We start from the raw sequence: 21,846 nt of genomic DNA, 5'->3' as shown, positions 1-21,846 counted from the left end.
CCGATCGATCCCGCCGCACCCCTCCACCCAACCCCCGGCAAGGCAGCGACAGCGCGGTGGCCGCGGCGCCGCCCAGGCCGGCCAATGCGGTCAAGGCAGGCTAGATCATGAACGACCACCCGATGCATGAACTGGTGGCGCTCGCCCGCGAGAGCAGCACCTCAGGGCTGGCCGCGGCGATCCACGAGCAGCAGCTGACCGACCCGCAGAGCATCGCCGAGATTACGGTCGCCGCATTGGTGACGCTGGCAGGCGCACCGAGGATTGACACTCCGGAGCTGCTGGCTCACCTTGACCGTATTGGCCCGCGACAACGAGTCGTTGGACGGGCAGGTCCGCGTTTATCGGGCAACCCTCGACGATGGGATAGATCCGGCGCGGCTTGTCGACCAAATGGCCCGGATCTATCTGCTGTCCCCGAGTTTCGCCGCTGCTATCGCGGCGCACGCTGTGCTGAAGTTGGCCCGCCAGTGATCGACCTGCGCGAACACCTCGGCAACCATATGCCCCGCCAGCCGGACTGGCACTGCGAGTCCGACGGCTTCGACTGGCCATGCCCGCTTGCCCGCTACCGCCTCGCCCAAGCATTCGACCACGCCCCCGGCGATCTCGCCGCGGAGATGACCCTATGGATGGAGGCGGCGATCGTCGCCCGGCTCACTGACGACCCCGAGCAACTGTGGGACAGGTTTCTGGCCTGGACGCCCGGTACCGACCGGAGGCAGCGCGCCGCCCCCTAGACCGCCTGCCGTCGCCGTTGCTGAACCCCCTCCAGCGGCGGCGGTAGGTGTACAAGCCCGGGCCCGGGACGCCCGCCTCCATGTACTGCCCGGGCCCAGCCCCCACCATTGTGAGGAATGGACTTCATATGCTGCGTGTAGCCCGATGAGTCAGCTCGCAGGGCTGGTGTGGAGCGTGGTCCGGGCGACCTGGCCGATACCGTTGCCCCTCGACGTCCGCCGTGCAGCCGCCAGCGAGGCGATCCAGGCGATGCTGACGGCCGGTCACCCGCCAGCATCGCCCAGTGAGCTGGTATCCGTCGGCATCCGCGGGGTAGCCCTAGCGCAGCGGCGACACACACCGAGCCCTGCGCTTTTGGTGCCGTCAGATCTGGCCAACTGGGCGCTCTCGTCGGCAGCTCCCGACACCTCCGAGCAGCGTCTAGTGGACCTGATCACCCTCGCCCAGGTATGGGCGATGCTGCCAGAGGCCGACCAGGAGGCGGTGGCCGCGGTGGTGGAGCACCGAGAGCTGCCGCCTGCGGCAGAGGCCCTCGGCGTCGATGTACCGGAGCTGCAGCGGCGCCTCAGCCAGGCCCGGCGCCGGTTCGCGACGCTGCTGGGCCAGTAGGCGGCCCGCCGAGCAATGCCCGCCAAGACCACCTGCTGCCGCCGTTGCTGTGCTCCCGCATCGTCGACGGCAGGTGCACAACCGGGCCCGGGGCGCCCGCCTCCACGTGCTGCCCCGGGCCCGACCCACCCCGAACAACCATGAGGAAGGTGCTTTCTATGCTGCCTCCACAGCGACGCCTACCGCGCCGCACCGTGCTCGCCGCCGGGATGGCCGCTGCTGCCGCCGCCCCCGCTGGGGCGCTACTCAGCGCCTGCGGCAGCGGGCAGACCAGCGTCACCCGAACCATCCGGGACGAGATCACCTACTTGGACGGCGTTGGACCGTTCGGCCGCGAAGCCTATGTCCACCTGACGGTCGAGCGTGGATACTTCGCCGACGAGGGCTTGGTCGTTAACGTCGAACCCGGCGGGGCCGGGGCGAACGCGGCCACGTTGCTCGCTGGCGGGCGGGTTCAGTTCGCCGCTGTTGACGCGGCCGGGGTAATCATCCGCCACGGGCTGGGTGAGGACACCGACACCGTGATCGTGTCTGCCGTCCAGCAGCAGACAACCGCCGCGATACTGTCACTGACCGCCGACCGCCCTCGCGACCTTGAGGGCGCCACGATCGGCGGTCTGGAGGGAAGCGTGATCGAGACGCTTTTTCCCACCTACGCTGAGCTGTCAGATGTTCGGCACGGTGCATGTGACCACCCGCGATATCGCTTTGCAGGAGCCCGACCTGGTTCGGCGCTTCAACGCGGCGATCATGCGTGGGCTGGCGGAGGCGACCACCGAGCCGGCGGCGGCTGCTGATTCGTTGGCCGTGTATAACCCACCGACTGATGTTGACATCGCAGCCGCCGAGTTGGAGCTGATGGCTCCCTACGTCGGCCCAGCGCCCATCGGGGGCCTTGAGCGGCAACGGGTGGCGCAAATGATCGCCACTCTGGAAGGTGCTGGCGCGGTGCCGCCGGGGGTTACCCCGGGGGACGTGGTGGCGTTCGACCTGCTGCCCGGCGCGTAGTGGACAGCCCGCTGCAGACATGGATCACCGGATGGCTGGCCTTCCTTGAACTGGCCCTGCCGCTGGCCTTCGCCGTGGTGGTGTTGGCCCACGGCTGCTACCGGGTAGTCATGCGACGCGGCGGCTGGCCCTGGAAAACGATGGTCTTCGGGCTGGGGGCCGCGTTGGTGTTCCTACTGCTGACTAACGTCGTCTCGGTGGCCGATTGGTTCGTCGAGGAGCTTCCGATCAACTGACGCGTGCCTGGGCCGTGACGATCACGGCTCCTGGTGCATCGCTGTGGAAAGTCCCCGGGTGATCTTACGAGTCTTCCACCAGACCCGGACCCGCCCCACCGGAGTTACACGCCGGGTGGTCTCCGATATCCAGCTGATCATCGACGGGGAGGACCTGACTGAACAGGTCGCGGGTCAGCTCGACCGCGCATTGGGGTTGATGAGCCCTGTGTTCGCCCAGTCTCCTCCGCCGCCGGCCGCACCGCCGCCTCGACAGGTACCGACCGGGCCCAGCAACGCGGTGCGGGAGCGACGGCATTCGGTAATCCGGCAGTGATACGCAGCAAACCAACCACAAAAGCACTCCTCGCGAATCGACAAGCATGGGATTGCCCTCCAGGCAGGGCAGATGTCGGCTGTTTAAACAGTGTCGCGCGGCGACGCAAACGCAAGATCATCTCAGTGAGCGCGTCGTCGACCGACTCCGGACGGCCCCAACCGTGACCGCCGAACGGGAGTCCGGTTCGTATTCTGGCAAGTTCGGCCCACCATAGTTTTCGGTCCGAGGACCATGTCTGGATGCGGGATCCGGAAGGCAACGGCTTCTGCGTCGTCAACGGCGATCACTGAGGCCCCGACCATGTGGCAGCGGACATGCTCGGGGCCGACGAAGATCCCGGACAGCATCGAGCACCGCAGCGTAGTTACGGAACTTCGAACGGTGGCCGCAGGTCGGCGAACATCGGGAAGTGCCGCACGTTCAGGGTGGCGAGCTGTTGTCCATGCAGCTCCGCAGTGGCGGCGATCAGGTAGTCGGCGATGCCGATACCGTTGTGGCTGCGACGATACTGGCGCATGAACTCGCCCGCACGCCGGGCAACCAACTCGGTGACCGGCTCCGCGCGAAGTGCTCCGAGCAAGGCAAACACCTCCCGCCGTTCGGCCGACCGCATACCGCCAGTGAGTTCGGCGATCGAGACGACACTAACCGCGAGCGGTCCGGTGGTCCGGGCCTTCCGGAGCCAGTCACGTGCCGGCTCGACTCCTCGAAGGTGGGCGATGAGCACATCGCTGTCGATCAGGATCACGCGGCTACCTGCCACATGCGCGACAGGTGCGCCTCCCGATCGCTGGCGCCGCGGGCCGGCACATCCAGCTCGCCGAGGGCGCCGAATGACTCGTCGATGGCAGCCAAGTCCGCGGTGAGATCATCGTCGCGGCCGGCCAGCGCTCGATCGATCAGCCGGCGGATGACCTCGGCACGGGACACACCTTCCTCGCCAGCGATCCGGTCAAGAATCGCGGTCTGCCGCTCCTCGAGGTAGATGTTGGTGCGCGTCATACACCACATCATACACCGGCGGGCACGAACTAGGCCGAGCTAACTGCCGCCTACCGACCCCGCCCTTGGGCCGTAGCCCCGACGATGCCGGTCACGACCGGCCCGCGTGCTATCTGTGCGCGATTCGGATTGTGGATAGTTCGGCCCACTTTCTCTACCTACTCGAACCATGGCGGTAGCCAGTCAGCGACCTGGTTGATGAGCAGCGGCGGTGATCGGCTACCTGGACACCTCCGCCTACGTGCCACTGTTGATCGACGAGCCGACCAGCGAGGTGTGCCGGCGCTTCTGGGACGACCCCGACGAGGTGGTGTCGAGTCGGCTTCTGTACGTGGAGACCGCTGCCGCTCTGGCCCAGGCCCGGCGACTGGGCCGGCTCACCGACCCGGCGCACCGGCGGAGCCTGCAGTTGTTGGACCAGATGTGGTCGGAGATCGACGTGGCTGAGGTCGATGAGCTGGTTGTCGGCCGGGCCGCGTCGCTGGCAGACCGGCTTGAGCTGCGCGGCTACGATGCCGTGCACTGTGCGTCGGCAGAGCAGCTCAGAAGCGATGACCTCGTGGCAGCCTCGGGCGATCGACGATTACTCGCCGCCTGGACTGAACTCGGCCTCGCTACCTACGACTCAAACCGCCAGCATTAGCCCATCCGGCGAGGCGCCCTCACCTGGGGCGGTCGCCTGGCGTGCGATTGCACGGGCCGAGGAGGGCGAGCGGGATGACGGCGGCGTCCATCCACCTGACCATCCGCGCGCTGCACGAAAGGTCGGCGTCGTGGTCGTTGTTGCGGCGCGGAGGTGAGCCACCAGCGCCCCAGCCGCCTCGGCGTAGGTGCGGACGCTAAGCGCCGCGAGGTACGCGAACAGCGCGAGTCCAGGCCACACCAGCGGTGTTGCGGCTCGTATGTCCGTGGCAGTATGACCGGATATATGAAGACCATGATCGACCTGAACGACGACGCCCTCGCGCTGGCCGCGAAGGAGCTGGGTACCACCACCAAGAAAGACACGGTGAACGCCGCGCTCGAATTCGTGGCCAAGCGTCGCCGCCGCATCGAGCAACTGCTCGATGACCCGTATGCCCTCGGGGTCGGCCCGGACATCGCGGACTCGGAGGTCATGCGGCAGGCTCGCCGGTGACCGCACCGGTCTGCCCCGGGCAGCTCTACCTGATCGACACCTCTGCGCACGCTCGGATCGACAACCCGGCGGTGCAGCTGCGGATGGCCGCTCGGGGTCATCATCGCGCCGCCGGCGTGAGCTTCGGGCGGCGACGCCGCAGACGATCAACGACTACGTGCCGGCTGGACCGTTCCGATCGCGGGACCACGGACACCCGGCATATGGTTCGGATTCTGGATAGTTCGACCTGGCCCTGACGACGTTGGCGGGCGCAGCGCGGTTGAGCAGTGCTATCATTGTCGCGAAATGACATCACAAGACTGAGGGAGGGCTGCCGTGGCTGCGATCACTATCCGCAACTTGTCCGACGCGACCCATCGCGCACTGAAGGCCCGCGCGGCCGCGAGCCGCCGCAGCACTGAGGCTGAGGTGCGCGCGATCCTCGATGCTGCGGTGTCGTCCCCGGACCGGGTCAAGGTAGGTTCCCTGCTGGCGTCCATCGGCCAGGGGGCGGGGGGCATAGAGCTGGCGGTCACGCGCGAGAAGACCAGCCGCGAGCCACTGGACCTTGCGTGATCATCCTTGACACGAACGTCATTTCCGAACCACTGCGTCCCCGGCCGGCCGCGGGTGTCGTCACCTGGCTGGACGCTCAGGCGGTCGAGACCCTCTACCTCACGACGATCAGCCTGGCCGAGGTGCGTTACGGCATCGCCTGCCTACCCGAGGGGCGACGCCGGCAGGAACTGCAGGATCGGTTCGAGGGCGAGTTCGTGCCGCTGTTCCACGGGCGGACCCTGGCCTTCGACGAGCCGGCCAGCACCGCCTACGGCACCTTGCGGGCTCAGGCCCGCGCCCAAGGCCTGGCAGTCGGTGACTTCGACGCGCTGATCGCCAGTATCGCCCGAGTCACGGGATTCGCAGTCGCCACCCGGGACACCGCACCGTTCGAAGCCACCGGAGTCGCCGTAGTCAACCCGTTCGACGAGTCGCAGTGACCGCAGCCCTGCTACCGCGGGCCGCTGGCCGCTGGCACGAAGTTTCGCTTTGGGTGATGATGCTCTGAAACGCGTCAGCTGCGGTAAGCTGTGCGCCGCTGTCTGCTCGACGGCCGCACGGGCTTACGCTAGGCGTCCATCATCTGTCGCCGAGTAACCCCCGTAAGGAGCCTTGTGAGCGCCCTCGGTAGTTTCATCTGGTCGATCGCTGACCAGCTGCGGGGCCCCTACCGCCCCAACCAGTACGGCAACGTGATCCTCCCGCTCACAATCTTGCGACGCCTCGACTGCATCCTTGAGCCCGACCGGGAGACGGTGCGGGCGCTGGCGGTGAAGTACGACAACCCCAACCGGCTCAAGATCGAAGTGAAGAAGGCGACCGGCCGGCCGTTTTATAACACCTCGAACTACTCCTTCGGCAATCTGCTGGCCGACGCCGACGGGCTGGCGGACAACCTGGCCGACTACATCGACCGGTTCTCACCCGATGTCGACGTGTTCCAGTATTTCGACTTCAAGAAGGAGATCCTCGCGCTGCAGAAGGCGGAGCTGCTGCGCGAGGTGGTCACCTCCTTTAAGGCCATCGACCTGCACCCGGACACCGTCTCCAACGCCGACATGGGCGACGCGTTCGAGTACATCATCCGCAAGTTCAACGAGGCCGCGAACGAGACCTCCGGTGACCACTACACCCCGCGGGACGCGATCCGGCTGCTGGTGGACCTGCTCTTCGCCGACAGAGGCGCCGAGCTGGACGAGGGCGGCATCGTCCGGACGCTCTACGACCCCACCGCGGGCACCGGCGGCATGCTCGCCCTGGCCGAGGATTACCTGCTGGCATACAACCCCGGCGCGAAGCTGACCTTGTACGGGCAGGAGTACAACCCGCAGTCGTACGCGATCTGCAAGTCCGACCTGCTGGCCAGGGACCACGACACCAGCAACATCGCCTTCGGCAACACCCTCACCGACGATGCGTTCAAGGGCCGCCAGTTCGACTTCTGCATGTCCAATCCGCCGTACGGTGTCGACTGGAAGCAGTACGCCAAGACGGTGACGAAGGAGCGCGACGAGGCGGGCCCGTACGGCCGGTTCGCCCCCGGCCTGCCGTCGACCTCGGACGGGCAGATGCTCTTCCTGCTCCACCTGGCCCACAAGCTGCGGGCGCCGGAGGACGGCGGCGGCCGGGCCGGGATCGTGATGAACGGCTCGCCGCTGTTCAACGGCGCCGCCGAGTCCGGCCCCTCCAACATCCGCCGGTGGCTGCTGGAACACGACCTGGTCGACGCGATCGTCGCGCTGCCGACCAACATGTTCTTCAACACCGGGATCGCCACCTACATCTGGGTCCTCGACAACTCCAAGCGTCCAGAGCGTAAGGGTCTGGTCCAGCTGATCGACGGCACGTCGTTCTGGACCAAGATGCGCAAGAACCTCGGCTCCAAGGGCCGCGAGATCAGCGACGCCGACCGCACCAAGGTCGTCAAGCTATACGCCGACTTCACCGACGCCGACCCGGACTTCTCGAAGGTGCTGCGAACCGACCTATGCCGAGCCTGGAACTATGCCGACCCGCGCCCGCGGGTGGGGCGGCGATCTTTGCGGGGGTGGGCTGCGCGCGGTGGCGACCTCTCGGGCGCTCGGCATAGTCACACGACCGGTCGCCTGCACCGGCCGTAACCGCTCGTCCTAGGCGCCCATCGCCCCGAGCACAGCGCGGTGAGCGGCTAGTCCGGGTGCTTGGCGCAGAACTCGTTGCCTTCGGGATCGGCCAGAACCCGCCATCCGTCATGCTCGGAGATCACCGTGGCGCCCAGCCGGAGGAGTTCGTCCAGGTGATCCTGGTCTCGGAGCCGGACATCGACGTGCATGCGGTTCTTCACGGTCTTGGGTTCGGGAACCTCTTGGAGGAAGAAGACCAGCGAACCGTCCGGGGAGTCGATGGCCACCGTCGGATCGGTTTCTGGTGTCAGGCATAGGGAGGCGAGCCGGGCGACCTCGGCCTGGTCGTAGGGCCGGATCCGCCAACCAAGCGCGACCTGCCAGAACCGCGCCAGCTTCGAGGCATGACGGCAATCCAGCACGATCTCCATGAGGTGGCTCATCCGGCGAAGGTTACCGATGCTGCTCGGGCACCGCCACCAGGTTGACGCTTTGGTGGTCGGAGCAGGGTGCTCCGGGATGGAGGCAACGCCATGTCGGGAACGACCAGACGCAAGCCGGGCTGGATGGGCCCGTATATCGAGAGCCTGCGGGCCTGGTTGCTGGAGCGCGGTTACGCACCGGGCAGCATCAAGCATGTCCTTACATTGGCCGGGCAGCTGGGACGCTGGATGCAGAGTTCGGACGTCAAGTTCTCCCAGCTTGACTCGGTGGCGGTGGAGTCGTTCCTGGACGCGCTGCGGGCGCGGGGCGTGCGGCGGGTTCCGGGTCCGCGTGGCCTTCGACCGCTTCTAGACTATTTGGACAGTGAGGGAGCGTTGGCGTTTAAGCCGGTTCCGGACTCGCCGGTGGAGCAGCTGGTGGCCGAGTACCGGACCTGGCTAGTGATCGATCGGGGGTTGGCGGCGCCGACCGTGCTGCGGTACGAGAACCTGGCGCGCCGGTTCCTCGGTCAGCAGCGGTCCGCAGACGGCGGCCAGGTCGCGGTGAACCTTACCGCGGCGGATGTGGTCGGGTTCCTGCTACGGGAGAGCGAGCGGGTCAGCGTGGGCGCGGTCAAGGGCCGGGTGGCGGAGCTACGGTCGCTGCTGCGGTTCCTGCACTTGAAGGGGCTAACCCCGACCGCGCTGGCCAGCGCGGTACCGCCGGCGGCCGGCTGGCACGACACCGGTATCCCGGTCGGGCTTGCCTCCGCAGACGTGCAGCGGCTGCTGGACGGCTGCGACCGGGCCAGCCCGACCGGCGTGCGCAACTTCGCGATCCTCCTGCTGGTGGCCCGGCTGGGCCTGCGGTCGATCGAGGTCGCCCGGCTAGAGCTGGGTGACTTCGACTGGCGGGCCGGCGAGATTGCCGTGGCGGGCAAGGCGCGGCGCCGTGACCGGCTGCCGCTGCCGCACGATGTCGGCCAGGCGCTGACCGCCTACCTACGCGAGGTGCGCCCGGTGACCTCGATCCGCCAGGTGTTTCTGATGCTCAAGGCCCCGATCCGGCCGATCCGGGCGGACCTCGTCGGCGACGTTACCCGCCGGGCCTGCCGCCGGGCGGGGTTGCCGGAGGTGGGGCCGCACCGGCTGCGGCACGCGCTGGCCACCGAGATGCTGCGTCGCGGCGCCAAGCTGGTCGAGATCAGCCAGGTACTGCGTCACCGGGACCTGGCCACCACCGCGGTCTACGCCAAGGTCGACCTGGACGCGCTTCGGCGCATCGCCCAACCATGGCCGGGAGCCCGGCGATGAGCGCGCTGACCCACGCGGCCGAGGATTACCTGCGGCTGCGTCGCTCGCTAGGCCACGAGCTCGCAGAGCACCACCGGCTGCTACCTAGGTTCGTCGCCTACCTGGAGGCGATCGGCACGGAAACGGTCACCATCGACGCGGCGCTGGCGTGGGCGCAGCAGCCGGACGCCGACCCGGCGAACAGCGTGTGGCCTCGGCGGATGACCATCGCCCGCGGGTTCGCCCGCCACATGGCCAGCATCGACCCGGCCACCGAGATCCCACCACTCGGGCTGATCCCGAGCCGGCAACGGTGGCGTCTGCCATACATCTACACCTCAGCCGACATCGAGGCGCTGATGGCCGCGGCCCGGGCAATCCGGCGGCGACTGCCGGCGGCAACCCACGAAACGCTGGTCGGGCTGCTGGCCGCCACCGGGATGCGGGTTGGGGAGGCGATCCGGCTCGACCGGGCCGACATCGACTTAGCCGGTGCGGTGCTGACGATCCGCGAGTCCAAGTTCGGCAAGTCGCGCTACGTGCCGATCTCGCCCTCCACGGTGGAAGCGTTGGACCGGTATACGCACGAGCGGGATCGGATCTGCCTCAACCCGGCGACGATGAGCTTCCTGGTCGGTATCCGCGGCAACCGGGTCATCTACCCGGTGGTGCAGCAGGTGTTCCGCAGGCTCTGCGAGGCCGCCGGGATCGGGGCCGACGCCTCGACCCGTCCTCGCATCCACGGCCTTCGCCATACGTTCGCGGTGCGCACCCTGCAGGGCTGGTACCAGGCCGGGCTCGACGTGGAGGCCCAGCTGCCGATGCTGTCGACCTACCTCGGGCACCGCGACCCGCGCTCGACCTACTGGTACCTGTCGGCCGCGCCGGAGCTGTTGGCGCTGGCCGCCGGCAGGCTGGAGCTGTCCCGAGGGGTGATCGCGCGGTGAGCCTTATCGCCCCCACCCTGCAAAGCTTCTTCACCGACCGGCTGGCCAACCAGCGCCACGCCAGCCCACGCACCATCGCCTCCTACCGGGACTCGCTGCGGATGCTCGTCGTGTTCGTGCAGGAACGCGTCGGCAAACCAGCCTCTGCGCTGGACTGGCAAGACCTGCCCGCCGAGACGATCAGCACGTTCCTGGACCACCTCGAGAGGGAGCGTGGCAATAGCGCCAGGACCCGCAACCTGCGCCTGACCGCGATCCGGTCCCTGTTCGCCTACGCCGCGCTGCGCCACCCCGAGCACGCCGCGCTGATCCAGCAAGTGCTGGCCATCCCCGCCAAACGCTACGACAAACAGATCGTCTCGTTCCTGACCACCGAACAGACCGACGCGCTGATCGCCGCCCCCGACCTGGCCCGGTGGGAAGGCCGCCGCGATCGGGCGCTGCTGCTGCTCGCGGTCCAGACCGGGCTGCGGGTCTCCGAACTCACCGGCCTCAACTGCGGCGATCTCACCCTCGGAACCGGCGCCTGCGTCCGCTGCCAAGGCAAGGGCCGTAAACACCGGGCCGTTCCCCTGATCGGGGCGACCGAAGCGGTCCTGAAGGTCTGGCTGAGCGAGCGCGCCGGAGCCCGCGACGAGCCACTGTTTCCCACCCGCACCGGGCGCCGGCTCAGCGCCGATGCCGTGCAGCGGCTGGTCCGCAAACACGCCACCGCAGCCGCGCAGCACTGCCCGTCCATCCACCCAGACAAGCTCCACCCGCACGTCCTTCGTCACAGCTGCGCCATGGCGCTGCTGCAAGCAGGTGTCGACACCGCGGTGATCGCGTTGTGGCTCGGGCACGCCGACATCCGTTCCACCAACGTCTATCTCCACGCCGACATGACCATCAAGCAACGAGCACTCGAACTCACCACACCGAACTCCGCTCCGCCGGGTCGCTACCGGCCCGCCGACCCGCTGCTGGCGTTCCTGGAAGGCCTGTGACTATGCCGAGCGCCCGAGAGGTCGCCACCGCGCGCAGCCCACCCCCGCAAAGATCGCCGCCCCACCCGCGGGCGCGGGTCGGCATAGTTCCAGGCTCGGCATAGGTCGACCTATGCCGCGCGCGGCATAGCTCGACGAGTTTGGCTACTGGACCATCACCGTCGAGCGGCCACTGCTGGACGAGGACGGTAAGCCAGTCGTCGACCGCAAGGGCAAGCCCAAGCCGGACACGAAGAGGCGCGACAACGAGAACGTCCCCTTCACCTACGGCGGCTCCACCGCCGGCGCCGCCGGCAAGGCCGAGGTCATCCAGGCGTACTTCGACGCCGAGGTGAAGCCGCACGTCCCCGACGCCTGGATCGACTGGACCAAGGTCAAGATCGGCTACGAGATCCCCTTCACCCGGCACTTCTACAAGTACGTCCCACCCCGCCCCCTCGCCGAGATCGACGCCGACCTGGAAAAGCAGGTCGCCAAGATCCTCGACCTGTTGCGGGAGGTAGAGCAGTGAAGTCAGACCGTTGGCAGAGCCTCCCCCTCAAACGGGTCGTCGAATCCGTTCAGAGCGGGACCAGCATCAACGGCACGCCCTGGCCTGCCGACGGCAATCAGCCCGGAGTACTCAAGACGAGCTCCGTATATGGCGGGGTCTTCGACCCCACGGAGAACAAGGAGGTCGACAGCTACGATTTGGACCGCGTCTCGTGCCCGGTGCTCGCAGGCTCGCTGATCGTGAGCAGAATGAATACGAAGCAGCATTTGGGCGTCGCTGCAGCGATCCGCCAAGATTTCCCAAACCTGTATCTTCCCGATCGGCTTTGGGCTGTGACCTTTTGCGGCGCCGAGCCGCGGTTCATCGATTGGTGGACGAAGACCCCCGCATACCGGTCCCAGGTCGAAGCGGTAAGTGTCGGCACCAGTTCGTCGATGCAGAACATCAGTCAGGGCGACTTCCTGGAACTCCGTATCGAGCTCCCGGATTTCGAAACCCAGCACGCCATCGCCGACTACCTCGACCGTGAGACCGCCCGCATCGACACGCTTATCGAGGAGCAGCAGCACCTGATCGAGATGCTCCGCGAAAGACGGAGCGCCGTTATCTCATCTGCCTTGGCGCCGAACGACTCATGGGTTCGTCGTCGAATAAAGCACATCGGTGAGACCAGTTTGGGGAAGATGCTCGACGCGGGCCGTGCGGTCCGCGACGGAGACCAGCCGCGGCCGTACGTCCGGGCAGCAGATGTTCGTGCGGATGGCTCGGTGAACCTTGCGGACCTTAACGAGATGCCGTTCTCCGGGGTAGAGATGGAGGCTTTCGACCTCCGTGCGGGCGATGTTCTGCTAATCGAGGGCGGCGCCACAGTCGGGCGTCCAGGGTTCATGTTCGAGTCGGCACCGGGAATCGCTTTCCAGAAGACTGTCAACCGCCTACGGGTCGGGTCACAGGCGGATGCACGCTTCGTGTACTGGTCGATGCTCTGCCTCTACGAGTCCTCCTACTACGCCAATCATTATGGGTCGGTCTCATTCGTTCACCTCACCGGCGAGAAATTGCGGAAAATCGAACTTCGTCTCCCGCCGCTCGACAAACAAAGGGCTATTGCGGTCTACCTGGACGTGGAGACCGCGAAGATCGACACGCTGATCGCTGAGACGGAGCGGTTCATCGAGCTGGCTCGGGAGCGGCGGGCGGCGTTGATTACGGCGGCGGTGACGGGGCAGATCGACGTGCGAGAGCTGGTCTGATGGCCGATCACCACGAGGTCGTCTTCGAGTCCGAGATCTGCGCGCACCTGGCGGCTCACGGATGGCTCTACTCCGCCGATGACACCGGCTACGACCGGGAGCGGGCGCTGTTTCCTGCGGACCTGTTCGCCTGGTTGGAGGAGACCCAGCAGCCGGCGTACGCGAAGGCGTTACGGGCGGCCGGGTCGCAGGCGAAGTTCCTCGACGTGTTGACCACCGCGCTGGATAAGCCGTTGGAGCACGGCGGTGGGATGTTGAACATCCTGCGTACTGGGGTGCAGTATATCGGCGGTGGCCGGTTGAAGATGGCGCAGTTCCGCCCGGAGACCAGCCTGAACGCGACCACCAGCGAGCAGTATGCGGCGATGCGGGTGCGGGTGATGCGGCAGGTGCACTTCTCCACCGCCGACCAGCGCAGCCTCGACCTGGTCTTCTTCATCAACGGGCTGCCGGTGGCCACCGTGGAGCTGAAGACCGACTTCACCCAGTCGCTGGATGAGGCGATCAACCAGTACAAGGGCCGGAACCCGCTGACCAACGGGCGGCCGGAGCCGCTGTTGTCGTTCGGGCATCGGGCGCTGGTGCATTTTGCGGTCGCCAACGACCGGGCCGCGATGACCACCAAGTTGGAGGGCGACAAGACCCAGTTCCGGCCGTTCGACATGGGTCACGACAGCGGCGCGGGGAACCCGCCGGGGGAGGGCGGGCGGTCGGCGACCGCGTACCTGTGGGAGCGGGTCTGGGAGAAGGACGCCTGGCTCACCATCATCGGCCGGCTGATGATCGTGGAGACCAAGGAAGAGTGGGACGTCGCGACCGGGACCTCGGTGCGGCGTACCAGCATGCTCTTCCCACGGTTCCACCAGTGGGAGGCCGTGACGAAGATCGTGGCCGCGGTACGCGAGGAGGGGGTGGGGCATCGTTACCTGATCGAGCATTCGGCCGGGTCGGGCAAGACGAACACCATCGCCTGGACCGCCCACCGGCTGGCGCGGCTGCACGTCGACGACGAGAAGGTCTTCGACTCGGTGCTCGTGGTCGTGGACCGGAACGTGCTCGACGGGCAACTCCAGGAGGCGATCCGGCAGATCGACGGGTCGGGCAAGATCGTGGCCACGATCAGCCCGGAGGATGTCCGTAAGGCAGGGGCGAAGTCGAAATCCGGGCTGCTGGCGACCGCGTTGCAGAACGGAGAGCTGATCATCGCGGTGACGGTGCAGACCTTCCCGTTCGCGCTCAACGAGATCCGGGCCAACAAGGGCCTGAAAGGGAAGCGGTTCGCGGTGATCGCCGACGAGGCGCACTCGTCGCAGTCCGGGCAGGTCTCCGCCAAACTGAAGGCGGTGCTGACCGCCGACGAGATCAAGGAGATCGAAGAGGGCGCGGAGGTCGATGTCGAGGCGATCCTCGCCTCGGAGATGACCGAGCGGGCCGAATCGGAAAACATCTCCTACTTCGCGTTCACGGCGACACCGAAAAACAAGACCCTGGAGCTGTTCGGCCGCAAGGGTCCGGACGGGAAGCCGGTCGAGTTCCACCTCTACTCGATGCGGCAGGCGATCGAAGAGGGCTACATCCTCGACGTGCTCCGGGGCTACCAGACCTACGACACCGCGCTGAAGATCGCCGGGGAGGCCGAGAGCGGCGACGGCAGCAAAGTGGTCGAGGAGGCCGTGGCGCGGAAAGGGCTGATGCGGTGGGTAAAGCTGCACCCGACCAACATCAGCCAGAAGGTGCAGATCATCGTCGAGCATTTTCACGCCAACGTCGCCCACCTGCTGGAAGGCAAGGCGAAGGCGATGGTGGTGACCGACTCGCGCAAGGCCGCGGTGAAGTACAAGAAGGCGATCGACGCCTTCATCGCCAAGCGGGCCGCCGAGGACGCCTCGTACAACTATCGCACCCTGGTCGCCTTCTCCGGCTCGGTCACCATGGCCGAGGACGAGGAATGGGTTTCGGACTGGGGGCCGCAGCCGAGCAAGGACGACGAGTTCACCGAGGCCAACCTCAACCCCGGCGCCGGCACGGACCTGGCCGCCGCCTTCAAAGCCGGGACATACAAGGTCATGCTGGTGGCCAACAAGTTCCAGACCGGCTTCGACCAGCCGCTGCTCTCGGCGATGTACGTCGACAAGAAGCTGTCCGGGGTCACCGCCGTGCAGACGCTCTCCCGGCTCAACCGCACCCACCGCACCGCGGGCGGAGAGCAGAAACGCAAAACGTTCGTCATCGACTTCGTCAACAAGCCCGAGGACATCCGGGCTGCGTTCGAGCCGTACTTCACCAACGCCACCATGGAGACCGAGACCGACCCGTACATTGTGGTCCATCTGGCCAACAAGCTCGCCCAGGCCGGGATCTACACCGCGGAGCAGGTACGCGAGGTCGCCGAACTGTGGGTCACCAGAAAGGGCAACAACGCGCTCTCGGCTGCGATCAGCCCGGCCAAGAACGACTTCGCCCGCCGCTACGCGGCCGCGATCGACGCCGACGACAAGGTCACCCTCAACACCCTCGACCTTTTCCGCAAAGATGTCTCGACCTATGTGCGGCTCTACGACTTCATGAGCCAGATCGTCGACTACGGCGACCCGTACCTGGAGATGCTTTCGATCTTCCTGCGGCTGCTGGAGAAGGTCATCGCAGACTCCTCCTGGGCCGCCGAGGTCGACCTCTCCGACGTGGTCCTGGTCGGGGTCAAGCACACCAAGTCGACCGCGGTCGACATCGCGCTGGCCGGCGACGGCGAACTCAAGGGCATCAGCGCCGCGGGCACCGGCACCCGAAAGGATCCCAAGTACGTCGCCCTACAGGTCGTCATCGACAAGATGAACGACCTCTTCGGCGCCGAATCGTTCGCCGAGTCGCAGATCCGAGAGTTCGTGCAAGGGCTGGTGCAGCGGCTGCTCACCAACCCGAACCTGGTCAACCAGACCAAGGTCAACTCGAAGAAGCAGTTTATGGAATCGCAGGACTTCCAGTCGGCGGTCACCGAGGCGGTCGTCGACAACCAGGAAGCCCACAACACCATGGCCGACTACTTCTTCAGTGACGGCCCCGCCATCAACGGCGTCATCGTCGCGCTCGCGGACGCCTTCTACGAGGCGGCGGTCGACCAGCGCCAACCGTAGCGTGGATCGACCACAACGAAGACCCTGCCCAGGCCGCCCAGCGTGAGGTGCTGGAGGAGACCGGCCTGCGGACACAGGTGATCTGCGACTCGCTGTTCACTCACCCGGCGGTGACCACGCACGCCCCGCCGTACACGATCATCGAGATGGACGTGACTGACAGCAAGGTTGGCCCGCATCGTCACATCGACCTGGTCTACGTGCTGCGGGCGGTCTCCGGCGACCTCGCCGCCCAGCTCGACGAGGTCGGTGCCGTCCGCTGGGTACCGCTTGCCGACGTTGCTGCCCTCAACACCCCGACGGAGCTACCCGCTCTGATCGAGGATGCCGCCCGATGGGCCAAGGTGCGCTGGCCGGCAGATGCCGCCACTGGTCAACCTTGATGAGTGGGAGCGACCCGGTTCGACGGACAGGGGGCAACATCAGCCCCGGTCGGGGTAGCTGCCAGGCGCCCGGTAGCAGATCCGCTCACACAGGTTGGAAAAGGTTCCATAGTTAATTCTGATCGAGCCTAACCACCCACGAGGCCGACACGGTGCCCGCTCCCGCCTCACTTTCAGGGGTCTGCAGATTCTCGTTGCCCTGGGTGATCCAGGCAGCAACGAGGGTACGAGGGGGCGGCTGCAGGCCAGGGAGAGGCTCCCGATAGGACAGCAGTCGACAAGATTCGATACCCCGCACAGGAGCCTTCCGTCATGCTGCCTTACCCGTCAACGGTCGTGTTGTCGACCCGCCGGCCTCGGCGCGGTGGTCATGCGCGCATCCGAGGCTGCAAACACCGCCACCGCCTTCGCCGCGATCGGGCTGCTCGTCGCGTTCTTCAGCTGCCCCTAACACCACCCGACAAACAGGACCGATCAACCGAAGCACTCCACGGACGAAAATGGTCGACCACGAGGGCCGGCTGCAGGATGGCCTACCTCGAGGTCACGCTCAGCCCGCGTGCGAGCGTGTCGACGCGTCGCAGGGAGTCCGGGAGCCGGTACGGGCCAGCCATGCCGTCGACGATGGCCGCGGCATCGGCAGCGGCGATCCCGACCGCGGTGACGAACAGCGGGCGGGTGGTCTGACCGCGTCGTACGGCGACCGCGTGGGTGGCCCCGCGGTATGCGGTCTTGGCTACCCCGATGATCGGTACCCCAGACTGGGCGTGGAGCCGCGCCCCCAGCCCTGGACGACCCTGTGGGTCGAGGTCGACGTAGCCGTCGATGACCAACAGGTCCAGCGGCACGGTGGTGGCCAGGACCGCCATGACTGCGGGTAGCTCGCGCAGATAGAACCGGCCCGGTTGATAGTCGGCGACCTCCGGCAGCTGTGTGGTGTGCTCGCTGATGATGCGGCGGAACCGAAGGTCGCCGGCGACGACGAGGGCGGCCCGAGCGCCACCTTCGGTTGGATAGTGGACATCCACGGCACCACACCGCTGGTCGTCGTCCGCCCTCATCCCACCAGTGTGACTCCGCCGTCCCCGAAGCCTCGGACCCAGGGGTCAGATTACGTCCGACATCCCCCGGTGAGGTCGATTGTTGCGGTAGGACTGTTGCCCGTCACCGTACGGCTGGCAGACCGTACGGGATGGTGAGCGGCGCTGCGGTAGCCGATACCGCAGCGCCGCGCGAGGGGTGTCGGTGGCTCACCCGATGCCCAACTCCAGGGCCCGCTCGTAGCCGTGGGTGACGGACTTCTCCGCCAGCTCTGGGTCCGAGGCCATCGCCATGATCAGCACTTCGCCTATCGCGACCATGTGCAGGGTGGTCGACGTCGCCACGTCCTGCGCCTCGAAACTCATCGTCTGGGTGAGTGCGGCCGTCTCGGCCCCTTCCATTGGTCGCACGTCGACCGGGGTGTTGGCGATGGTGCCTTCCCCGAGGCTGGAGAGGTGCACCTGGCCAGCCTGGCACTCCAGGGCGTGGGCGACGATCTCCCGAACCGGCGCGCCGCCGCGTACTTCGGCCGCCCAGGCGACGAAGATCCCCTCGCCGGCTGAGTAGGTCGGGTCGGCCTGGGTCCAGCCGTTGACTGCGGCCGTATCATCGCCCAGCACCGGGTTGAGGTAGTCGACGCAGGAGTCGGGCATCACCCGCATGTCCGGGGGCAACGCGAGCATCCCCTCGGCGGTGGCATCCTCGAAGGTCACTTCGATCACCTCGCCCGCCGGATGCCCCTCCGCCGGCAGCAGCAGCGCGTGCAGGTCGTGTGGGTCGACCCGATCGCTGCCGCTGGCGACTCCGGCGCCGCCCGCGAGATACCCGATGCCGACCGTGGCGACCACAGTAGCCGCGACGGTGACCACTCCGGTGAGCCTGCCTGTCCTGATTCGCATGTGGCTTCTCCCATCTGTGCGCGCAGCGCCGACCGGGCAGGCCAGATGCCCACCGTGCGCCCATCCCCGGCGTCGGCTCGTCATTGACAGAAATCACTCTGTCTCATGTCAATCTATCCGGACCATAGGGGGGTCGTCGGTATCTGTCAAGGAGTCGTCACCGACCGCGATCATGTCGCCCGCGATGTCGGACCAGGTTGGTCCGATCGGCGGCCAGCCGCTCCTGATCAACGGCGCCCCGCAGAACCGGCCCGCCGACGAGGGCCCCGACGACCGCGACGCGCGCACCGCCGCCGGCGATGTTTGCTTGGGACGGTTACGAGCAGACCTACACCCGCTCGGGCTGAACGGTGCAGCGGCGGGAGACCGGACCTGTGTTTCAAGGGCTACATGCTCACTGTTGTGGCCCACAACAGTGAGCATGTAGCCACCCGTACGAAGGTCCCCTTCCGGTACGGCGCGTCGTGTCCCCCGAGCGAGCTACCCGCAGGTGTCCACCGTGCGGTGACGATTCCGGGCCGCCGAATCCATAGCGTTCGGGGCAGCCGCGGCACCCCGATCCGCGGGATTTCACCAAGGAGTCGTCATGCGATTGTTGAAGCAGCTCGGCGCCGTCGCGGTGGTCGCCTTCGCGGGCAGCCTGGCGGTGCAAGCGGTGGCGCCGAACGCCGTACTCACCCTGGTCCTCGGCCTCGCCACGGCGGTGCTCGCCCTGCTCGTCTACGCCGGGATGGTCCGGTGGACCGAGCGGCGCCGGCCAACCGAGGTGGCGTTGCGGCCGGCCGCCGGGGCCACCTTCCGGGGGCTGCTGATCGGTGTCGGGATGTTCGCGGCGGTCATCGCCACCATCGCCTATCTCGGCGGCTACCGGGTCGAGGGCTGGGGGTCGGCCACGGGCGTGCTGGCGATCTTCGGTTTCATGGCTGCCGCCGCGGTCACTGAGGAGGTGATCTTCCGCGGCATCTTGTTCCGGATCGTCGAGGAGTGGATCGGCACCTGGAACTCGCTGGTGCTGACCGGTCTGATCTTCGGCCTGGTGCATCTGCCGAACTCGAACGCCAACCTCTGGGGAGCGCTGGCCATCGCGATCCAGGCCGGCGCGATGCTCGCCGCCGCCTACGCCGCGACTCGCAGCCTGTGGCTGGTGATCGGCCTGCACTTCGGCTGGAACTTCGCCGCGGCCGGGATCTTCGGCGTCACGGTCTCCGGACAGGAAGGGGCGGAAGGGCTGCTTAGGAGCGTGACCTCGGGCCCGATGCTGCTCAGCGGCGGCGAGTTCGGGCCCGAGGCGAGCCTCTACGCGGTGCTGGCCGGTGCGCTGCTGACGGTCGTCTTCATGTGGCTGGCCCACCGGCGCGGCAATCTGGTACCCCGCCGCCGGCGCGGCAACCCGACCGGCTCGGCTGAAGCGGCCAGCGAGGCGCCCGCGACCGGCTCGGACGCTAGGCTCGCTCGGTGATCGACCTCCGCCGGATCCAGGGCCGGTGGCGACGGTACGACACCGTCGTCCGGGATCTCCCGCTCGCGCTGGTGATCGTCGCCGCGTCGCTGGTGCCCGCCCTCCACGGCTACGGCACGCAGCTCGGCGAGCTGCCGACCCGACCTTTCGACGCGGTGGCGGTGGCGCTGGTCGCCCTGCAGGGGCTGCCGCTCGCCCTGCGCCGCCGGTGGCCGCTCGCCTGCCTCGGCCTGGTCTCGATCGGTTTCGTCGCCGACCAGCTGCTGGCGTACCACACCGTCGCCGGCGTCGCGCTGGGCATTGCGCTGCTGAGCGCCGGGGCCCACCTGGAACGCCAGCGGCGCACGATCCTGCTGCTGGCCACCGCGGCGTACCTGGCCCTCGCCCTGACCCTCCACTGGCTCGGGTCGCCGGAGGGGGTGATCGGGTTCGGCACCTTCTACATCGTACTGGGGATCTGCTGGGGGGCCGGGGCGTGGCTGCGGCTCTCCCGGGCCGCCGAGGCGGAACGTCGCCGGCACGTGGCCGAGGCCAGCCGGGTCGCCGAACGCACCCGGATCGCCCGGGAGCTGCACGACATCGTCACCCACCACGTGACCGCGATGGTCGTGCAGGCCGAGTCGGCCCGCTACCTGACCGCCGCACCCGACCGGCTCGACCAGACGCTGACCGCCGTCAGCGACACCGGCCGGCGGGCCATCGCCGACCTGCGGCACCTGCTCGACCTGCTCAACCCGGATCATGACACCGAGACCGGAACCCCTACCACCGGCGATCTGAAGTCGCTTGTGGAGCAGGTCCGGCGCGCCGGTCAGCCGGTGGAGCTTGTCCGGGAGGGTGAGCCGGCGGCCGTGGGCGGAAGCGCTGAGGAGGTGGCCTACCGGGTGGTGCAGGAGGCCCTCACCAACGCCGTCAAGTACGCCCACGGTAGCCGTACCCTGGTCCAGGTGCGATACCGCGAACAAGAGACCACAGTGGAGATCACCACCGACGGCCCGGCCGTGCCGTCGGTCGGATCCGGCGGCAGCGGGCGGGGCCTGCGCGGGCTGCGCGACCGGGTCGAGCTGCTCGGCGGCGAGTTCAGCGCGGACCGGCACCCGGACGGCGGTTTCTCCGTGCGGGCCCGCATCCCCGCTGCGGCGAGCAGCCGCTCGGCCGCCGCCGCGCGGAGCGCCGGGTGACCGCGCCGCTGCGGGTCCTGGTCTGCGACGACCAGGCGCTGATCCGCACCGGGTTCGCCACGATCATCGACGCGCAGCCCGACCTCGAGGTGGTGGGGGAGTGCGGCGACGGTCAGGCCGCCGTCGACCTCGCCGGCCGGCTGCGTCCGGACGTGGTGGTGATGGACGTGCGGATGCCGGTCCTCGACGGGATCGAGGCGACCCGCCGGCTGGCCGGGGCCGGCGTGGCGCAGCCGGTCCGGGTGCTCGTGGTGACGACCTTCAACCTCGACGAGTACGTATACGAGGCGCTGCGCGCGGGAGCCAGCGGCTTCCTGCTCAAGGATGCCCCGCCGGCGCAGCTGCTGCACGGCATCCGCACCGTCGCCACCGGCGCGGCGCTGCTAGCTCCCGAGGTGACCCGTCAGCTGGTCGGCCGCTACGCAGCCCGGATCCGACCCGCCGACGATCCGGCCGAGGACGTCCCGCTGACCCCGCGCGAGCTGGAGGTGCTGCGGCTCATCGCCGACGGCCGGTCCAACAGCGAGATCGCGGCGACGCTGGTGATCAGCCAGGAGACCGTCAAGACGTACGTCTCGCGGATCCTGACCAAGCTCGACCTGCGCGACCGGGTCCAGGCGGTGGTCTACGCCTACCGCCGGGGCCTGGCCAGCTGACCATCCA

General features: G+C 67.7%; 26 protein-coding genes. 21 read left to right on the top strand and 5 right to left on the bottom strand.

Annotation, left to right across the window (positions count from 1 at the left end; genetic code table 11):
* Nucleotides 1-107: 107 nt before the first annotated feature.
* The 6 genes from JQS43_RS14360 to JQS43_RS14335 all read left to right on the top strand — a co-directional run bounded on the left by JQS43_RS14360 (nucleotide 108) and on the right by JQS43_RS14335 (nucleotide 2,910).
* Nucleotides 108-740, top strand: a complete 633-nt coding sequence (locus JQS43_RS14360; RefSeq protein WP_239674894.1) for a hypothetical protein — start codon at nucleotides 108-110, stop codon at nucleotides 738-740.
* A gap of 145 nt (nucleotides 741-885) precedes the next feature.
* Nucleotides 886-1,350, top strand: a complete 465-nt coding sequence (locus JQS43_RS14355; protein WP_239674893.1) for a hypothetical protein — start codon at nucleotides 886-888, stop codon at nucleotides 1,348-1,350.
* A gap of 158 nt (nucleotides 1,351-1,508) precedes the next feature.
* Complete coding sequence (locus JQS43_RS14350) at nucleotides 1,509-2,147, top strand: ABC transporter substrate-binding protein (protein ID WP_239674892.1); 639 nt, start codon at nucleotides 1,509-1,511, stop codon at nucleotides 2,145-2,147.
* Nucleotides 2,101-2,358, top strand: coding sequence for a hypothetical protein (locus JQS43_RS14345; RefSeq protein WP_239674891.1), 258 nt, complete (start codon nucleotides 2,101-2,103; stop codon nucleotides 2,356-2,358). Before JQS43_RS14350 ends, JQS43_RS14345 begins: the two co-directional genes overlap by 47 nt.
* Nucleotides 2,358-2,594, top strand: coding sequence for a hypothetical protein (locus JQS43_RS14340; RefSeq protein WP_239674890.1), 237 nt, complete (start codon nucleotides 2,358-2,360; stop codon nucleotides 2,592-2,594). The genes JQS43_RS14345 and JQS43_RS14340 overlap by 1 nt, the downstream gene beginning before the upstream one ends.
* Before the next feature lie 58 nt (nucleotides 2,595-2,652).
* Complete coding sequence (locus tag JQS43_RS14335) at nucleotides 2,653-2,910, top strand: hypothetical protein (protein ID WP_239674889.1); 258 nt, start codon at nucleotides 2,653-2,655, stop codon at nucleotides 2,908-2,910.
* Nucleotides 2,911-3,277: 367 nt separating this feature from the next.
* Here JQS43_RS14335 and JQS43_RS14330 read toward each other — a convergent pair whose 3' ends face one another.
* Together JQS43_RS14330 and JQS43_RS14325 are read right to left on the bottom strand one after the other, a co-directional pair.
* Entirely contained in the window at nucleotides 3,278-3,661 is a 384-nt protein-coding gene (locus tag JQS43_RS14330) for a type II toxin-antitoxin system VapC family toxin (RefSeq protein WP_239674888.1), read from the bottom strand.
* Nucleotides 3,658-3,915 (bottom strand): ribbon-helix-helix domain-containing protein, encoded by a 258-nt coding sequence (locus JQS43_RS14325; RefSeq protein ID WP_239674887.1) that lies wholly within the window; start codon nucleotides 3,913-3,915, stop codon nucleotides 3,658-3,660. The genes JQS43_RS14330 and JQS43_RS14325 overlap by 4 nt, the downstream gene beginning before the upstream one ends.
* A 211-nt stretch (nucleotides 3,916-4,126) precedes the next feature.
* On the opposite strand from JQS43_RS14325, the gene JQS43_RS14320 reads away from it, so the two are divergent.
* The 5 genes from JQS43_RS14320 (at nucleotide 4,127) to JQS43_RS14300 (ending at nucleotide 7,713) form a co-directional block, all read left to right on the top strand.
* Nucleotides 4,127-4,558 (top strand): type II toxin-antitoxin system VapC family toxin, encoded by a 432-nt coding sequence (locus tag JQS43_RS14320; RefSeq protein ID WP_239674886.1) that lies wholly within the window; start codon nucleotides 4,127-4,129, stop codon nucleotides 4,556-4,558.
* 285 nt (nucleotides 4,559-4,843) lie between these two features.
* Nucleotides 4,844-5,053: a type II toxin-antitoxin system VapB family antitoxin gene (locus tag JQS43_RS14315; RefSeq protein ID WP_239674885.1), complete on the top strand. Its 210-nt coding sequence runs from the start codon at nucleotides 4,844-4,846 to the stop codon at nucleotides 5,051-5,053.
* Between the two features lie 318 nt (nucleotides 5,054-5,371).
* Nucleotides 5,372-5,611 carry a FitA-like ribbon-helix-helix domain-containing protein gene (locus JQS43_RS14310; RefSeq protein WP_239674884.1) on the top strand — a complete coding sequence of 80 codons (240 nt, stop codon included), beginning with the start codon at nucleotides 5,372-5,374 and terminating at the stop codon, nucleotides 5,609-5,611.
* Entirely contained in the window at nucleotides 5,608-6,033 is a 426-nt protein-coding gene (locus JQS43_RS14305; protein WP_239674883.1) for a type II toxin-antitoxin system VapC family toxin, read from the top strand. Before JQS43_RS14310 ends, JQS43_RS14305 begins: the two co-directional genes overlap by 4 nt.
* Nucleotides 6,034-6,207: 174 nt before the next feature.
* Nucleotides 6,208-7,713, top strand: coding sequence for a type I restriction-modification system subunit M (locus tag JQS43_RS14300; RefSeq protein WP_239674882.1), 1,506 nt, complete (start codon nucleotides 6,208-6,210; stop codon nucleotides 7,711-7,713).
* 47 nt (nucleotides 7,714-7,760) lie between these two features.
* Here JQS43_RS14300 and JQS43_RS14295 read toward each other — a convergent pair whose 3' ends face one another.
* Nucleotides 7,761-8,138, bottom strand: coding sequence for a VOC family protein (locus JQS43_RS14295; RefSeq protein ID WP_239674881.1), 378 nt, complete (start codon nucleotides 8,136-8,138; stop codon nucleotides 7,761-7,763).
* A gap of 90 nt (nucleotides 8,139-8,228) precedes the next feature.
* Here JQS43_RS14295 and JQS43_RS14290 point away from each other — a divergent pair, with 90 nt between their 5' ends.
* From JQS43_RS14290 to JQS43_RS14260, 7 genes are all read left to right on the top strand, one after another.
* Nucleotides 8,229-9,431, top strand: coding sequence for a site-specific integrase (locus JQS43_RS14290; RefSeq protein WP_239674880.1), 1,203 nt, complete (start codon nucleotides 8,229-8,231; stop codon nucleotides 9,429-9,431).
* Nucleotides 9,428-10,357, top strand: coding sequence for a tyrosine-type recombinase/integrase (locus JQS43_RS14285; RefSeq protein WP_239674879.1), 930 nt, complete (start codon nucleotides 9,428-9,430; stop codon nucleotides 10,355-10,357). Before JQS43_RS14290 ends, JQS43_RS14285 begins: the two co-directional genes overlap by 4 nt.
* Nucleotides 10,354-11,343: a tyrosine-type recombinase/integrase gene (locus tag JQS43_RS14280; protein WP_239674878.1), complete on the top strand. Its 990-nt coding sequence runs from the start codon at nucleotides 10,354-10,356 to the stop codon at nucleotides 11,341-11,343. The genes JQS43_RS14285 and JQS43_RS14280 overlap by 4 nt, the downstream gene beginning before the upstream one ends.
* A gap of 331 nt (nucleotides 11,344-11,674) precedes the next feature.
* A complete protein-coding gene (locus tag JQS43_RS14275; protein ID WP_239674877.1) occupies nucleotides 11,675-11,854 on the top strand; it encodes a hypothetical protein in 180 nt (59 codons plus the stop codon).
* Nucleotides 11,851-13,089, top strand: a complete 1,239-nt coding sequence (locus tag JQS43_RS14270) for a restriction endonuclease subunit S (RefSeq protein WP_239674876.1) — start codon at nucleotides 11,851-11,853, stop codon at nucleotides 13,087-13,089. The genes JQS43_RS14275 and JQS43_RS14270 overlap by 4 nt, the downstream gene beginning before the upstream one ends.
* Nucleotides 13,089-16,220 (top strand): type I restriction endonuclease subunit R, encoded by a 3,132-nt coding sequence (locus JQS43_RS14265; protein ID WP_239674875.1) that lies wholly within the window; start codon nucleotides 13,089-13,091, stop codon nucleotides 16,218-16,220. Before JQS43_RS14270 ends, JQS43_RS14265 begins: the two co-directional genes overlap by 1 nt.
* A 5-nt stretch (nucleotides 16,221-16,225) precedes the next feature.
* On the top strand, nucleotides 16,226-16,603 hold the full coding sequence (locus JQS43_RS14260; protein WP_275581092.1) for an NUDIX domain-containing protein: 378 nt from the start codon (nucleotides 16,226-16,228) through the stop codon (nucleotides 16,601-16,603).
* Nucleotides 16,604-17,136: 533 nt separating this feature from the next.
* Here JQS43_RS14260 and JQS43_RS14255 read toward each other — a convergent pair.
* Together JQS43_RS14255 and JQS43_RS14250 are read right to left on the bottom strand one after the other, a co-directional pair.
* Nucleotides 17,137-17,664: an endonuclease V gene (locus JQS43_RS14255; RefSeq protein WP_239674873.1), complete on the bottom strand. Its 528-nt coding sequence runs from the start codon at nucleotides 17,662-17,664 to the stop codon at nucleotides 17,137-17,139.
* Nucleotides 17,665-17,853: 189 nt separating this feature from the next.
* The gene (locus tag JQS43_RS14250; protein ID WP_239674872.1) at nucleotides 17,854-18,543 is read right to left on the bottom strand and encodes a hypothetical protein; all 690 of its coding nucleotides are present in this window, start codon (nucleotides 18,541-18,543) and stop codon (nucleotides 17,854-17,856) included.
* Between the two features lie 586 nt (nucleotides 18,544-19,129).
* On the opposite strand from JQS43_RS14250, the gene JQS43_RS14245 reads away from it, so the two are divergent.
* The 3 genes from JQS43_RS14245 to JQS43_RS14235 are packed head-to-tail and all read left to right on the top strand — an operon-like array spanning nucleotide 19,130 to nucleotide 21,839.
* Nucleotides 19,130-20,002 carry a CPBP family intramembrane glutamic endopeptidase gene (locus tag JQS43_RS14245; protein WP_239674871.1) on the top strand — a complete coding sequence of 291 codons (873 nt, stop codon included), beginning with the start codon at nucleotides 19,130-19,132 and terminating at the stop codon, nucleotides 20,000-20,002.
* Nucleotides 19,999-21,183 (top strand): sensor histidine kinase, encoded by a 1,185-nt coding sequence (locus JQS43_RS14240; RefSeq protein ID WP_239674870.1) that lies wholly within the window; start codon nucleotides 19,999-20,001, stop codon nucleotides 21,181-21,183. The genes JQS43_RS14245 and JQS43_RS14240 overlap by 4 nt, the downstream gene beginning before the upstream one ends.
* Nucleotides 21,180-21,839: a response regulator gene (locus tag JQS43_RS14235; RefSeq protein ID WP_239674869.1), complete on the top strand. Its 660-nt coding sequence runs from the start codon at nucleotides 21,180-21,182 to the stop codon at nucleotides 21,837-21,839. Before JQS43_RS14240 ends, JQS43_RS14235 begins: the two co-directional genes overlap by 4 nt.
* The last annotated feature ends 7 nt before the right edge of the window (nucleotides 21,840-21,846 follow it).

The sequence above is a fragment of the Natronosporangium hydrolyticum genome (assembly GCF_016925615.1).
Lineage (GTDB): Bacteria > Actinomycetota > Actinomycetes > Mycobacteriales > Micromonosporaceae > Natronosporangium > Natronosporangium hydrolyticum.
Note: the sequence above shows the minus strand (reverse complement) of the source record. Positions and strands in the feature narration are given on the sequence as shown.